The 14,555-nt window shown below is 65.0% G+C and carries 9 protein-coding genes and 2 rRNA genes (1 of these 11 running past the window's edge); 5 read left to right on the forward strand and 6 right to left on the reverse strand.

The window, feature by feature from the left end; translation table 11 throughout:
• Nucleotides 1–137: 137 nt before the first annotated feature.
• Nucleotides 138–1,394, forward strand: coding sequence for a monofunctional biosynthetic peptidoglycan transglycosylase (gene mtgA / locus DESTE_RS17900; protein WP_035065860.1), 1,257 nt, complete (start codon nucleotides 138–140; stop codon nucleotides 1,392–1,394).
• A 76-nt stretch (nucleotides 1,395–1,470) separates the two neighbouring features.
• On the opposite strand, the gene DESTE_RS05535 is transcribed toward mtgA, so the two are convergent.
• The 3 genes from DESTE_RS05535 to DESTE_RS05545 form a co-directional block, all read right to left on the reverse strand.
• Complete coding sequence (locus tag DESTE_RS05535; protein WP_035065863.1) at nucleotides 1,471–2,319, reverse strand: glycine betaine ABC transporter substrate-binding protein; 849 nt, start codon at nucleotides 2,317–2,319, stop codon at nucleotides 1,471–1,473.
• Between the two features lie 68 nt (nucleotides 2,320–2,387).
• The gene (locus DESTE_RS05540) at nucleotides 2,388–3,254 is read right to left on the reverse strand and encodes an ABC transporter permease (RefSeq protein ID WP_281172044.1); all 867 of its coding nucleotides are present in this window, start codon (nucleotides 3,252–3,254) and stop codon (nucleotides 2,388–2,390) included.
• A complete protein-coding gene (locus DESTE_RS05545; RefSeq protein ID WP_035065866.1) occupies nucleotides 3,254–4,447 on the reverse strand; it encodes a quaternary amine ABC transporter ATP-binding protein in 1,194 nt (397 codons plus the stop codon). Before DESTE_RS05545 ends, DESTE_RS05540 begins: the two co-directional genes overlap by 1 nt.
• A gap of 1,060 nt (nucleotides 4,448–5,507) precedes the next feature.
• On the opposite strand from DESTE_RS05545, the gene DESTE_RS05550 reads away from it, so the two are divergent.
• From DESTE_RS05550 to DESTE_RS05565, 4 genes are all read left to right on the forward strand, one after another.
• Entirely contained in the window at nucleotides 5,508–6,299 is a 792-nt protein-coding gene (locus tag DESTE_RS05550) for a 4Fe-4S double cluster binding domain-containing protein (protein WP_035065869.1), read from the forward strand.
• 85 nt (nucleotides 6,300–6,384) lie between these two features.
• A complete protein-coding gene (locus DESTE_RS05555) occupies nucleotides 6,385–6,951 on the forward strand; it encodes a rhodanese-like domain-containing protein (protein ID WP_035065872.1) in 567 nt (188 codons plus the stop codon).
• 380 nt (nucleotides 6,952–7,331) lie between these two features.
• A complete protein-coding gene (locus tag DESTE_RS05560) occupies nucleotides 7,332–8,927 on the forward strand; it encodes an SEL1-like repeat protein (protein WP_035065875.1) in 1,596 nt (531 codons plus the stop codon).
• 34 nt (nucleotides 8,928–8,961) lie between these two features.
• Complete coding sequence (locus DESTE_RS05565) at nucleotides 8,962–10,227, forward strand: MFS transporter (RefSeq protein ID WP_035065878.1); 1,266 nt, start codon at nucleotides 8,962–8,964, stop codon at nucleotides 10,225–10,227.
• Nucleotides 10,228–10,445: 218 nt separating this feature from the next.
• Here DESTE_RS05565 and DESTE_RS05570 read toward each other — a convergent pair whose 3' ends face one another.
• From DESTE_RS05570 to DESTE_RS05580, 3 genes are all read right to left on the reverse strand, one after another.
• Entirely contained in the window at nucleotides 10,446–11,261 is an 816-nt protein-coding gene (locus DESTE_RS05570; protein WP_245590742.1) for an inositol monophosphatase family protein, read from the reverse strand.
• A 236-nt stretch (nucleotides 11,262–11,497) separates the two neighbouring features.
• Nucleotides 11,498–11,612, reverse strand: a 5S ribosomal RNA gene (gene rrf / locus DESTE_RS05575).
• A 103-nt stretch (nucleotides 11,613–11,715) separates the two neighbouring features.
• A 23S ribosomal RNA gene (locus tag DESTE_RS05580) occupies nucleotides 11,716–14,555 on the reverse strand; it runs 89 nt beyond the window's last position.

Genomic DNA, 14,555 nt, shown 5'->3' on the forward strand with positions numbered 1-14,555 from the left:
TGATACCGTAAGAAACGGAACGGGCGGATGCCGCAAGGCGTCCGCCCGTCTTCGTGGTGCCGTCCGCCCCAAGGCGAGGGACAAAATGGCCTCACTGGTCCCTTGCGCGCCCGGTGCGGCACGGATAGCATTCCGACATGTCCACCAGATATGGCCGATATGGTCACCATACCACCCACGGGGACCATGCCCCTGCCACGCCCGCAGCCGATCTGCCGGACATCCAGTTGCCCGCGCCGCAAACCGAAGGCGGCCTGACCGGTCGCGCGCTGCACGGCGTGGGCTGGCTGGTGGGCCGCGTGCTGCGCGGGCTGGCGCTGGGTACGGCGCGGGTCGCCACTGCGACAGGGCGGGGAATTTGCGGCGCATTACGCTGGCTGGCCGTGTCGGTGTGGCGCATGGCGCGCGGCCTGTGGGCGATCATCGCCCACGTGGTGGGCGCCATGTTGGGGCGCAAGGGCGGCAAGGCGGCAGGGGCGTCGGGCGCGACTGGACCCTCTGATACGTCGGGCCCATCGGGCGTGTCGTCCAATTCCGACGGCAGTTCGGCATCCGGGGCACGCGGGGAACGCGCTGCATCGCCGCAGGGCGCAGACCGAAGCGACTCCCCCTACCTCAGCATGCAGCCGCCCTCCACTCCAGCCACACCATCACGCAAGACACCGCAAGGCCCCACGCGCCCGCGTGCGCCGCGCTCCGGCTGGCCGCTGGCCGTGCGGCTGGTGCTGCTGGTGGCCCTGCTGATGGGCGGCGACATCGCCCGCTACGTGGTGTGGCCGCCCGTCGGCACGCTGGCAAAGCAGAACCCCGCCGTCACCTCGTTCATGGAGTACCGGCAGGGGCAGTGGGCGCGGCAGGGACGCGGCCCCAGCTACCGGCAGAACTGGGTGGGGCTTGGCAACATCTCGCGCTACCTCGTGCTCGCCGTGACCATCGCCGAGGACGACAAGTTCTGGCAGCACGAGGGGTTCGACCTTGACGGCATGGAAGATGCCTTCCTGCGCAACATCGAGGAAGGGCGCATTGCCGCCGGGGGCAGCACCATCACCCAGCAGCTTGCCAAGAACCTGTGGTTCACCCCGGAAAAGAGCCTGTCGCGCAAGGCCAAGGAAGCCATCATGGCCTGGCGGCTGGAGCGCGAACTGCCCAAAAAGCGCATCCTTGAACTGTACCTGAACGTGGTGGAATGGGGCGACGGCGTGTTCGGGGCGGAGGCCGCCGCGCGCCATCACTACGGCAAGTCCGCCGCCGCGCTCACCTCGTGGGAAGCGGCCCGCCTTGCTGCGGTACTGCCCAATCCCCTGCGCTGGTCGCCCACGGGCGCCTCGCGCGGGGTGCAGGTGCGGGCGTCGATCATCCATTCGCGCATGGAGCGACGGATGGGAGAGGGGTAGCGGTTCTCCCCACGGACGATGAAAAGCGCGACGGTTACCCGCCGCGCTTTTTCATTTCCATCTTCTGTCCTTTGCCCTACTTGGCCAGCCACTCCTTGACCAGTTCGGGGTGCTCCTTCATGAACCGCCGGGCGTTGGCCATCAGGTCGGCGCCCTTTTCCTGATTCCAGGCCATCAGCGTTTCCAACTGGTTGGCGTCGGCATAGCGGAAGCGGTCGAGAAAGGCGTAGACGTCGGGCATGTCCTTGTCCAGGCCGTTGCGCACCACGGTGTGGATGCGTTCCTCTTCGCCCAGCACCTTCTTGGGGTCATCCAGGTAGTGCAGCTTCCAGCGGCCGAACATCCAGTGCGGCGACCAGGCGGTGACCACGATCCATTCCTTGCGGCGGATGGCGTCGTCCAGTGCGGCGGTCATGGTGGCCCCGCTGCCCTCGACCAGGGTCAGCTTGTTCAGGCCGTATTCCTTCATGGCCTTTTCGGACAGCTTCATCAGGCCGGAACCGGGGTCGATGCCGATGACCTTGCCCTTGAACTTGTCCGCGTTGGCGTTCAGTTCCTCTATGGACTTCAGCGGCACATAGTCGGGCACCGCCCAGCCAAGGCGCGCCCCGCCCACCAGCGGGCCAAGATCCTTCACCTTGCCTTCCACCTTCTTCAGGTAGTCGCCGTGGGTCACGGGCAGCCACGCGGTGACCATGCCGTCCACGTCGCCGGAGGCCACGGCCATCCACATGGCGGCGGCGCTGACGGGCAGCACTTCCACCTTGTGGCCCAGATTGTCCTCGATCACCGCCTTGGCCAGATGGGTGCTGGCCGTGGCGCAATCCCATTCCACGTAGGCAAGGCGAACGGGCTTGCCGTCAGCCGCAACGGCCTGCGTTGCCAGCAGCAGGACCGCCAGGGTCATCAGCAGTATCTTCTTCATGTCGTGCTCCTCTGTTGGAGGTTATGCCGCGCACTGCGGCGATGTGATGCGGGGCGCGCGGACGGGGTTTAGCTCCCCACCCGCTTCCCCACATGCTGCAATATACGGTCAAGGCAGATGGCCACGATGACGATGCCTATGCCCGCTTCGAAGCCGTTGCCCATTTCCAGCCGCTGGATGGCCTTCCACACCTCGCCGCCCAGGCCGCGCGCGCCGATCATGGCGGCAATGACCACCATGGACAGGGCCAGCATGACGGTCTGGTTCACGCCCGCCAGCATGGTGGGCGCGGCCAGGGGCAGTTCCAGCTTCACCAGCCGCTGAAAGCGCCCGGTGCCGAAGGCTTCCGCGCATTCCACCAGTTCGGCGGGCACCTGCCGGATGCCCAGACAGGTGAAGCGGATGGCGGGCGGCATGGCAAAGATCACCGTGGCGAACACGGCGGCCACCTTGCCAAGGCCAAAGAAGGGAATGGCGGGAATCAGGTAGACGAAGGCGGGCATGGTCTGCATCACGTCCAGCACGGGCATGACCACGGCGCGGGCCCGGTCGCTCATGGCCGCTGCGATGCCCAGCGGAATGCCCACCAGCACGGCCAGCAGGGTGGCCACCAGCACCAGTGCAAGGGTGCTCATGGTGGCCTGCCACAGGCCCATGTTCCAGACCAGGGCCAGCCCGGCCACGGCAAATACGCCCAGCGCCACCTTGCGGGTGACGCGCCACGCCACCAGCCCCACGAAGGCGATGACCAGCAACGGCGGCAACGCGTCCAGCCCGGCCTCCAGCAGGTTCAGGCCGCTTTCGGTCACGGCGGAAAAGGCCCGCGTGGCCGGGGCCAGGTGGGTAACCAGAAAGTCGATGGCTGCTTCCAGCCACTGTCCAAGGGGGATGCGGGGAACAATGCCCTCTGCCCCCATCAGGTTCGTCATATCCATCAGGCGTTCCCTCCTCGTTCAGCCAATGCACCCAGCAGCAGCCCGCGCACGATGACCCCTGCCAGCCGCCCGCGTTCATCGGTGACGGCCAGCGGGTGGGGCAACCCGGCCATGAGCGGAATGAGTTCGGAGGCGGGGGTATCCGTGGATACCGTGGTGATGTCGGTGCGCATGATGGCCGCAAGGTCGCGCTCGCCGCCCGCCATGTGGTCGGCGATGTCGTCGGCGGTGACCAGCCCCACCAGCTTGTGGTTGCGGTCGAGCACGAACAGGGTGGCGATGGCGTGGTTGCGCATCTTGCGCAGGGCCGTGCGCGGGCCGTCCACGCCCAGCACCGCCACCGCCTCGGACCGCTTCATCACCGTGCCCGCCGTGAGCACGCGGGCAATGTCCACGTCGGCAACAAAGCGGGCCACGTAGTCGTCCGCCGGGCTGGTCAAAATGTCTTCCGGCGTGCCCACCTGCACCACGGCCCCGTCGCGCATGAGCACGATGCGGTCGCCGATCTTCAGCGCCTCGTCCAGGTCGTGGCTGATGAACACGATGGTCTTGCGCACGTCGTCCTGCAGGCGCAGCAGTTCATCCTGCATATCGCGCCGGATCAGCGGGTCCAGCGCGCTGAAGGCCTCGTCCATCAGCAGGATGTCCGGGTCCAGCGCCAGGGCGCGGGCCAGGCCCACGCGCTGCTGCATGCCGCCGGAAAGCTGGCCGGGCCGGGCCGCTTCCCACCCGGCAAGGCCCACGCGGGCCAGGGCTTCCGCCGCCTTGTCGCGGCGGGTCGTTTTGGCGGCACCCATCACTTCCAGCCCGTATTCGGCGTTTTCAAGCACGGTGCGGTGCGGAAACAGCGCGAAATTCTGGAACACCATGCCGAAGGTGCGCTGGCGCAGGGCGCGCAGGTCCTTCACCGAAAGGGTGGTCACGTCGGTGCCGTCGATGCGCACCGTGCCGTCGGTGGGCTCTATGAGCCGGTTCAGGCAGCGCACCAGGGTGGATTTGCCGCTGCCGGAAAGGCCCATGACCACGACGATCTCCCCCTCGTCCACGTCGAAGGTGGCGCGGTTGACGCCCACGGCGTGCTTGGTGCGCTTGTATATCTCGTCCTTGGACTTGCCCTCGCGGACCATGGCCAGTGCCTTTTCCGGCGCTGGCCCGAATATCTTGGTCAGATCGCGAATCTCTATTTTCGCCATGTTTCCTCCTGTGCTGCGCGCGCCACGGGCGCCCGTTCCGGAAAAACCGAACGGTGCCAACGCCCCCGAACGGAATCCGCCGTAACCGGGGACCAGTCGGGACCAGCCGTCACCGGGCGGGACCGATCGGAGCCGGTCGGAACCGGTCGGAATCGACCGGAATCGGTCGGAACCGATCGGAGCCGGGCAAATCCGGGCAAATCCTGGCAGAGCCGGGCGAGACCAGTCAGCCTGATGCGGCCGATGCGAGCGAAATGGTCCCACCGAAGATGCCGAGGTGAACCGCCATTGGCGTCAGCGCCGTTTGGCGAAAAACGGACCACCGGCAAACCGGTGTGCGGCACCAGTCATCGGCACACACCCGGCAAGGGCGCGCGACATGTTGTCATGGGGATGCACGGGAGGGAGGCACGGAACGGGATGCAGCACCGACGACGCAGGGAGCAAGCGCTGCCCACAGCAGGGTCGGGGGCAGTGGCACGCGGCTCGCGCAACGCGCCATGCCTGTTCGCGGGGTGGAGCGGAAAGGCCCCGAAGGATTTCCCCGCGATGCCCGCCGCACACTGCGCCGCCCGTAAATGCCGGACGGCAGAACCTGCGGGGCAGGCTGCGGCAAGACCACGCACGGCCACCATCCTGCCGGGCCGCAAGGGCACACCAGAGGAGACGCAAGCCGTGCACAACAACTGCATCCTGATCGTTGTCCACCGAAAATTCACACTATTTCGGCGACAAACATCAGACCGAACTCATATGCATACGGGCAGACATTCCTTGGCCCTTGCCCGTACACTCAACATCCTCCCGGACATCGAAGCATGCTATTTTTATTCGGCACAGGCTCACGCTTCATTCATGCAATGAAGCCTTCTGCCCATGCCATTTTTACAAGATAAAGCAAAAATACCTCCATGTCCACCCGCAATGTATTTTCATGACAACCCCTGCCGTGTCGGGGTTTATGCCCCCCTGCGCGTCACCAATCGCAAAGGCCCGCAGAGCCATTGCACCCGGACGGAAAACATGCCATCCATGGGGGCAGTACGCTGCGGAGGTATGCATGGCCATGGACAGTTTTTCCTTGCGACAAGCGGCGTTACGATGGGGGGCGAGCCTGTTCGGCGTGGCCGACCTGGACCGCCTGCGCACCCTGCCCACCCAGCCGGAAAACCTGCTGGACGGCTGGACGCGGGCCATCAGTCTGGGCGTGCGCCTGGCGGACCCGGTGCTGGACGACATCGTGGACGGCCCCACGCCGCTGTATGCCCACCACTACCGGGCCGTGAACACCCGGCTGGACGACACCGCGCTGCGCCTTGCCCTGCTGATCCAGGAAGCGGGCGGGCGCGCCCTGCCGCTGCCCGCCTCGCTGGCGATTGATCCCGTGGCCTGCACCAGCATGATCTCGCACAAGGCCGTGGCCGTGGCCGCCGGGCTTGGCTGGCAGGGCAAGAGCCTGCTGACCATTTCGCCGCTGTACGGCCCGCGCATCCGCCTGTGCACGGTGCTTACCGATCTGCCCCTGCAACCGGGCCGCCCGCTGATGAACCGTTGCGGCAGCTGTACTCGCTGCGCCGATGCCTGCCCCGCCGGGGCCATCAAGGGTACGGTGCTGCCCAACGAACCGGGCGCGCACTACCAGAGCCGCGACGAAGCCCTGCACTTCGAACGTTGCCGCACCCTGCTGCAGGAAGACTTCGCCAAGCGCCCGCTCATCGGGCATTCGGTATGCGGGGTTTGCGTCAAGGTGTGCCCGTGGGGTGCGCGGGGCAAAGGCGTGCTGCACGGGCGCGACGACGTGCCCATGACCATGATGGACGACCAGTTCACCCTGTTTCCGCAGTCGTCCTGAACGCACCGGCTCGCCATGCCGGCGCGCACACGTTCCGGCCCGGTCCACGGGGCGTTTGTCCTGCACCGCAGCCAAGGGAGGCACCATGGTTCGCTCCATCACCCCCCGCGAACTCGACGATGCCCTGTGCGGCGAAGAGCGCATGCTGCTGCTCGACGTGCGCAGCCGAAACGAGCGCGATCTGCACCCCGAAGCCATTCCCGGTTCGCAGTGGCGCGACCCGGCCATGACGGACGCGTGGCTGCCCTCCATCCCCGAGGGCGCCAGCGCCGTGGTGTATTGCACGGGCGGGGGCGAGGCCAGCCGGGGCATCCAGTCACGCCTGACGGCGCGCGGGGTTGCCGCGCGCTATCTGGAGGGCGGGCTGGCCGCATGGCAGCGGCAATATGGCGGTGAACACGGCGAGCGGGGCGGCCCCGCCGTCCGGGCGGGTGAAGGCTGTGCCCATTCCCCGCTGCGGGGGGAACCCGGCGGACACGTTCCCGCCGGGGGCGAAAGCGGGCTGCACCGTCCGGCGGCCAACGGCGCCAACGGCCAGCCACGGCAGGCCGCCAGCGAGGCCGGCGGGCACGAACACACGCATGGCGGGCGGTTCGAAGGGACTGGCGGCGCGGATGGCCGCAGCGGCGGCGAAGGCGGCGGAACACGCTAAGGGCCGCGCGCACACCGACGGTCAGCGGAAACGCCACCCGCTCCCCGGTCGCGCGTTCCATCATGTTCATGCGGTCCCCCCGACCAGAAAGCCCGTACCGCCCCTTCCGCGCCCGGACGCAGTGAGCCCCTCCCGGCCGATGCCTGGGGACTTCTGCGCCCTGCCGCCCGCGAGTCCGTCGCGCTGGTCCCGTTCACTACAGTCGCTATCCGGCAGCACCGCTCCTCCCGCCCGAAATCCTGCCCGGCGATGCGGCCCCGCGCCCGTTTACCCCCACCCCGGCGCGTGCTATGCCCCTGCTTCGGCGCGGCCACCCGCGCGCGGCGCCTTTCGGATGCCCGCGCGGCATGCCCGCCCCCAGCCGCACATCCGGAGTGATCATGAACACAGCCCGCCGCATTGCCGCGCGATTCCTTACGTCCCCTGTTTCGCGAGCCTCCACCCAGCACCGCGCCCCGCGCCCTGCAGCCCGCATGGCCCTTGTGGCCCTGCTGGCGGCGGGCCTGCTGCTGGGCGGTTGCAAGCCCCCCAAAAAAGGCACGGCAGCCCTGCCGGAACGCCCCACCTACATCCGCGAAGCCACGGACCCGGATACCGCCGCTGCCGACGCCTCCACGTCCGATACCGCCCCCACCGGTACGAACCCGACGGACACCAGCGCCAACGCCACGAAGCCCGCCGTTCCCGATCTTGTGGTCGCGCCGGACAGCATGGCCGACAACCGCCAGCCCGAACCCGAGCCGCAGCAGCAAGATCGCGCCGCCGCCCCCGTGGGCGAACTGGTCGAGCTTTCCGACGGCACCAGCATAGAGGCCCCCACCCGCCCGCAGGACCAGTTTGCCTTTGCCATGGCCCTGCTGCAGGGGGCAGACGGCCAGCCCGACCCGGCCCGGGCCGCACCATGGCTGGAAAAGGCCGCCGCGCAGGACTTCGGCCCCGCGCAGGACGTGCTGGCGCGCCTGTATCTGGACGGCGCCGGCGTGCGCAAGGACGAGGCCAAGGCCTTTTCGCTGGCCATGTCCGCCGCCGGGCAGGACATCATCAACGCGCAGGCCCTGGTGGGCGTGCTGTACACCTACGGACGCGGCACCCGGCGCGACTTCATGCAGGGCGAGAAATGGCTCTCGCTGGCGGCGGAACGGGACCACCCGCAAGCGTGCGACCTGCTGGCCGAATATTACCGCAAGGGGCTGGCCGGACCGGAAAACCAGAAAGAGGCCTTCCGCTGGACGGAACGCGCCGCCGACCTGGGCGTGGTGCGTGCGCGCTTCTGGCTGGGCGTGCACTACCGCTACGGCATGGGCACCCCGCGCGACGACGCCAAGGCCTTGCAACTGCTGCGCGAAGCCGCCGACGCAGGCAACCCCGACGCCATGGGGCTGGTGGGCGAAATGCTGTACCGGGGCCAGGGCAGCGAGCCGGACATGGCGGGCTCCGTGCACTATTTCCAGATGGGGGCCAAGGTGGGCGACCTGCATTCGCTGCTCAACCTGGGCATTCTGCACCACGAAGGAAACGGCGTGCCCAAGGACTACCCGCGCAGCCTGCAACTGTTCGGGCAATGCGCCGAGGGCGGCCACCCGCGCTGCATGACCCTGCTGGGCAGCATGCTGTCCGAAGGCGAGGGAACCGAGACCGACATGGTCACCGCCCATTCCTGGCTGACCCGCGCGGTGCTGTTCGGCGACGGCGACGCAGCACCGGTGGCAGCCGAGATACAGCAACGCATGACACCCGACCAACTGGTGCATTCCAAGAACATGGCCGCGCAATGGATGCAGGCGCACCCGCAGTTCCAGCCCGGCGTGCCCACGCAACTGGAACCGGAAGCATCCCCGGCGGTTCCGCAGGTATCCTCCAACGCCACGGCCCCTGCCCCCCAGACTGGCAAGACAGGCGAGGCGGGCGCCACCACTCAGGCACCCGCAAAGAAGAAAAGCTCCAAGGCCGCCAAGGCCACCCGCACCACCAACTGATACGCGCCAGGCCCGACGACGCAACGGATACAGCATGCCTCCCTTCCCCGATCATCAGTCCCATCGCGCCCCCGGCCCGTTGCGAGTGTTCCGCCACCGCAACTACCGGCTGTTCTTCGGCGGGCAGGCCATCTCGCTGCCCGGCACGTGGATGCAGTCCATGGCCCAGTCGTGGCTGGTATACCGGCTGAGCGAATCCAGCTTCGTGCTGGGGGCGCTGGGCTTTGCCGCGCAGTTGCCCCTGTTCGTGCTGTCGGTGTTCGGCGGCGCGCTGGCCGACACGCGCGACAGGCGCGCCATCCTGGTGGGTACGCAGGTGGCGTCCATGCTGCTGGCGCTGACTGCCGCCACACTGACCATGACCGATGTGGTGCAGGTATGGCACGTGTTCGTGCTGGCCACGGCGCTCGGCATCGTCAACGCCTTCGACGTGCCCACGCGGCAGTCCTTCATCATGGACATGGTGGGGCGGGACGACCTGCCCACGGCCATCGGCCTGAATTCATCCATGTTCAACGCCGCGCGGGTGGTCGGGCCTACCCTTGCGGGGCTGGTGGTGGCCGCAACGGGTGAAGGGTGGTGCTTTCTGCTCAACGGCATCAGCTTCGTGCCGGTCATCGCCGGGCTGCTGATGATGCGGCTGCCCGCGCACGTGCCCCCGCCGCCGGGCCCTTCAACGTTGCAACGCATCCGTGAGGGGCTGGGGTTTGCCGTGCACCACGAGGGCATTCGCACCACCCTGCTGCTGGTGGGGGCCACCAGCCTCATCGGGGTGAACTATTCGGTGCTGATGCCCGTGGTGGCCGACAAGGTGCTGGGCGGCAACGCCAAGACCCTGGGCCTGCTGCTGGGGGCTGCCGGGGCGGGAGCGCTGCTGGGCGCACTGTGTCTTGCCCTGCGGCGCAGCAGTGACGGGCTGTCTCGCTGGGCGCTGTATGCAGCCGTGGGGTTGGGGGCCAGCCTGACGGCCTTCGCGCTGTGCCGCTCGGTGTGGGCGGCGCTGCTGGCGCTGGTGCCCGTGGGCATGTGCATGGTGGTGCTGATGGCGTCGGCCAACACGCTGCTGCAAATCATGTCGCCCGACGCCTACCGGGGACGGGTCATGGCGTTGTACTCCATGATGTTTCTGGGCATGGGGCCCTTCGGCTCATTGCTGGGGGGCACGGTTGCCCATGCACTGGGGCCTTCGCCCACGCTGTTGTTGTCCGGCATCGTCTGCCTGGGCAACGCGCTGTGCTTCGGGGTGTGGCTGCGACGACACGGCCAGTCGCTGGATGCCATGGCGCGCGAGGTGAACTGAGGACGTTGGCGCCATGGCGGATGGTGGCGTAGCGGGAGCGTAGCTCCTGAAGGTCACTTCAGAAACTACGCTCCGACAGCGATGGCATGGATATCTGCACGGCACGCGGCGTTGCACACGGTGCCCGAAATAGAGTGCAATAAAAATGCAAGGGGAGACGGCAGCCACGGCAGCCCTCTCCCCTGTTTTTTCAGCCCAGCGCAGGGTGTGGGGTATGGTCAGCGTGACTGTAACCGTTCCAGAAGCGCGGGGAGCAATATGGCGTTGGCCGCTGCCAGCCGGTTGGCGTGCAGAGGGTCCGGATGACCGTCAATGTCGGCCACAGCGCCGCCCGCCTCTTGCACCAGCAACGCCCCTGCGGACAAATCCCAGCGCTTCAGGCTGACGACAAAGAATCCGTCCAGCCGCCCGGCGGCCACATACGCCAAGTCCAGCGCAGCGGCTCCGCCCCGGCGCATGCCCGCCGCGCTACGGGCCACACCGCAGAACTGCGCCAGATACCCATCCATGCCAGGCCATTTGGGCGGCGGCACCACGGTACCGATGACTGCTTCGTCCATGCGGGCACGCCGCGCAACATGCAGCGGACGCCCATTGCAGAACGCCCCCTGCCCGCGCACGGCGGTGAAGAACTCGCGCCGACTCGGATCCGCCACCACGCCCAGCACGGCCTCTCCGTCCATCTCCAGCGCCACCGACACGGCATAGTACGGGATTCCGCGCACGTAGTTCACCGTGCCGTCCAGCGGATCGACGATCCAGCGGAACGGAGATGCGCCGGAATCACCCGCGCTGTCTCCCGACTCCTCGCCCAGTCGGGCATGGTCCGGGTAGGCCTGTCGGATGCATCTGAAAATGGCCGCCTCGGAACGGGCATCCAGTTCGGTGGTGATGTCACCGGGGCTCTTGGTTGTGGTGTGCACGCGGGCAAGGCGCGAACGCCCCCGCGCCAGCACGGCGCATCCCGCCTTGGTTGCTTCAAGGGCCACGGCCAGCGCGGCATTGAGGTCAAGGGCTGCAGTCAGGTTCGTCAAGGATGGTTCGGCAACGTGGGGGGAAATGGACATCGGCAATCCTTGTCTGTTCTGGTGCGCGGCAACGGCACGAATTGCCACGCGTCGTCCTTTTCACTAGCACCCCGCAGCAACAGGGGAAAGCCCTCCCGTGAGGACATCCCCTCCCCCTCCCAGACGCACGAAGGCCCCGGTGAATGTTCACCGGGGCCTTTCGCGTGAAGGGTCGGGATGCGGTTGCGTCCCTGATAAATAAGTGCTGGCATCGGCCTACTTTCCCACGCAAGAGTACGCAGTATCATCGGCGATGGAGGGCTTAACTTCCGAGTTCGGAATGGGATCGGGTGTACCCCCTCCTCCATGGACACCAGCACAAATTTCTGGTCACCGTCCGGCAAGGCTGGCTATTGAGCGCCGCCACATCGGCCGGGACCGAAAGATGTAATCAAACAGGGTGGAAAGGAAGTGTAGAGAAGAAAACAAGGCGCACGGGCTATTAGTACTGGTCAGCTGAATGCGTCACCGCATGTATACCTCCAGCCTATCAACCGGGTTGTCTACCCGGGCCCTTCAGCTCCGAAGAGAGGGAGACCTTATCTTGAGGCAGGCTTCCCGCTTAGATGCTTTCAGCGGTTATCCCTTCCGCACATAGCTACCCTGCTGTGCCACTGGCGTGACAACAGGACCACCAGGGGTGCGTCCATCCCGGTCCTCTCGTACTAGGGACAGGCCCTCTCAAGTCTCCTACGCCCACAGAAGATAGGGACCAAACTGTCTCACGACGTTTTAAACCCAGCTCGCGTACCACTTTAAACGGCGAACAGCCGTACCCTTGGGGACCTGCTTCAGCCCCAGGATGTGATGAGCCGACATCGAGGTGCCAAACCGCGCCGTCGATATGAACTCTTGGGCGCGATCAGCCTGTTATCCCCGGCGTACCTTTTATCCAATGAGCGATGGCCCTTCCATGCGGAACCACCGGATCACTAACGCCGACTTTCGTCCCTGCTCGACATGTCTGTCTTGCAGTCAAGCTCCCTTATGCGTTTGCACTCGACGCCTGGTTTCCGATCAGGCTGAGGGAACCTTTGCGTGCCTCCGTTATTGTTTGGGAGGCGACCGCCCCAGTCAAACTACCCACCAGACACTGTCTCCATCCCGGGTAACGGGTATGGATTAGAGCCTTAGACTTGCAAGGGTGGTATTTCAAGGTTGGCTCCCCCCATACTGGCGTACAGGGTTCACAGCCTCCCACCTATCCTACACATGCAAGCCCAAAACCCAATGTCAAGCTATAGTAAAGGTGCACAGGGTCTTTCCGTCTTTCTGCGGGTACACGGCATTTTCACCGCGACTTCAATTTCACCGAGTCTCTGGCCGAGACAGTAGGGAGATCGTTACGCCATTCGTGCAGGTCGGAACTTACCCGACAAGGAATTTCGCTACCTTAGGACCGTTATAGTTACGGCCGCCGTTTACCGGGGCTTCGATTCAAAGCTTCGCTTGCGCTGACCTCTCCTCTTAACCTTCCGGCACCGGGCAGGCGTCAGTCCCTATACGTCGTCTTGCGACTTAGCAGAGACCTATGTTTTTAGTAAACAGTCGCCACCCTCATTTCTCTGCGGCTCTCGTGGGCTTAGAGAGTAAATCCTTCACCCATAAGAGCACCCCTTCTTCCGAAGTTACGGGGTTATTTTGCCGAGTTCCTTGGCCAGAGTTCTCTCGAGCGCCTTGGGTTATTCACCCCACCCACCTGTGTTGGTTTCCGGTACGGTTCGCACGCGCTAAACTTAGGAGCTTTTCTAGGCAGTAGAGGCTCAACAGCTTCAGACCTTGCGGTCACGGACTCGCGTCTCGGCCTTGAAGAGGGCGGATTTGCCTACCCTCAAGCCTACCTGCTTGCACCGGCTAAGCCAACAGCCGGCCTGCCTACCTTCCTGCGTCCCTCCATCGCACACACGCGCAAGTACGGGAATATTAACCCGTTTTCCATCGGCTACGGCTTTCGCCCTCGCCTTAGGGACCGACTAACCCTGGGAAGATTACCTTTACCCAGGAAACCTTGGGTTTACGGCGAACAGGTTTTTCACCTGTTTTATCGTTACTCATGTCAGCATAATCACTTCCCTGCAGTCCAGCATGCCTTCCAGCACACCTTCTGCCCGCAGGGAACGCTCCCCTACCGATCGCCTAAGCGATCCCGAAGCTTCGGTACCATGCTTAGCCCCGTTACATTTTCGGCGCAGAGTCATTAGACCAGTGAGCTATTACGCTTTCTTTAAACGATGGCTGCTTCTAAGCCAACGTCCTGGCTGTCTGAACAACTCCACCACCTTGACCACTGAGCATGGATTTGGAGACCTTAGCTGTCGATCTGGGCTGTTTCCCTTTTGACGACGGACCTTCGCACCCGCCGTCTGACTCCCGGGGTACATCTTGGCGGCATTCGGAGTTTGAAAGGGTTTGGTAATCTGGTGAGACCCCTAGCCCTGTCAGTGCTCTACCTCCGCAAGACAATTTCCCGAGGCTATACCTCAATATATTTCGGGGAGAACCAGCTATCACCGAGTTTGATTGGCCTTTCACCCCTATCCACAAGTCATCCAAAACGTTTTCAGCCGTTACTGGTTCGGTCCTCCACACGGTTTTACCCGTGCTTCAACCTGCTCATGGATAGATCACCCGGTTTCGGGTCTACTCCGCCCAACTTATCGCCCTTATCAGACTTGCTTTCGCTACGGCTCCGCTTGCGCTTAACCTTGCTGGACAGAGTAACTCGCTGACTCATTATGCAAAAGGCACGCGGTCACACCGTAAAGATGCTCCCACAGCTTGTAGGCAACAGGTTTCAGGTTCTATTTCACTCCCCTGACAGGGGTTCTTTTCACCTTTCCCTCACGGTACTGGTGCACTATCGGTCGCCAGCGAATACTTAGCCTTGGAAGATGGTCCTCCCGGATTCCCACGGGGTTTCACGTGCCCCGCGGTACTCAGGTGCCCCTAGAGTGACGTTCGGGTTCGGATACAGGGCTATCACCTGCTATGGCGGAGCTTTCCAGCTCTCTTCTCCTGCCTAGTAGTCAATCCCACGTTGGGGTCCTACAACCCCGGCTGGTCGAAACCAACCGGTTTGGGCTAGTCCCATTTCGCTCGCCGCTACTTTGGGAGTCTCGCTTGATTTCCTTTCCTCCGGGTACTGAGATGTTTCACTTCCCCGGGTTCGCTTCCTGCAACCTATTTGTTCAGTTGCGGATGACCGGACATGACTCCGGCCGGGTTGCCCCATTCAGAAATTCCCGGCTCACAGGGTGTTTG

Source organism: Nitratidesulfovibrio termitidis HI1 (assembly GCF_000504305.1).
GTDB classification, from domain to species: Bacteria; Desulfobacterota; Desulfovibrionia; order Desulfovibrionales; family Desulfovibrionaceae; genus Cupidesulfovibrio; species Cupidesulfovibrio termitidis.

What these genes read in the sequence shown, in the direction of transcription:
- mtgA (WP_035065860.1), top strand. Translation starts at nt 138, where the DNA reads ATGTCCACCAGATATGGCCGATATGGTCACCATACCACCCACGGGGAC.
- DESTE_RS05535 (WP_035065863.1), bottom strand. Translation starts at nt 2,319, where the DNA reads ATGAAGAAGATACTGCTGATGACCCTGGCGGTCCTGCTGCTGGCAACG.
- DESTE_RS05540 (WP_281172044.1), bottom strand. Translation starts at nt 3,254, where the DNA reads ATGGATATGACGAACCTGATGGGGGCAGAGGGCATTGTTCCCCGCATC.
- DESTE_RS05545 (WP_035065866.1), bottom strand. Translation starts at nt 4,447, where the DNA reads ATGGCGAAAATAGAGATTCGCGATCTGACCAAGATATTCGGGCCAGCG.
- DESTE_RS05550 (WP_035065869.1), top strand. Translation starts at nt 5,508, where the DNA reads ATGGCCATGGACAGTTTTTCCTTGCGACAAGCGGCGTTACGATGGGGG.
- DESTE_RS05555 (WP_035065872.1), top strand. Translation starts at nt 6,385, where the DNA reads ATGGTTCGCTCCATCACCCCCCGCGAACTCGACGATGCCCTGTGCGGC.
- DESTE_RS05560 (WP_035065875.1), top strand. Translation starts at nt 7,332, where the DNA reads ATGAACACAGCCCGCCGCATTGCCGCGCGATTCCTTACGTCCCCTGTT.
- DESTE_RS05565 (WP_035065878.1), top strand. Translation starts at nt 8,962, where the DNA reads ATGCCTCCCTTCCCCGATCATCAGTCCCATCGCGCCCCCGGCCCGTTG.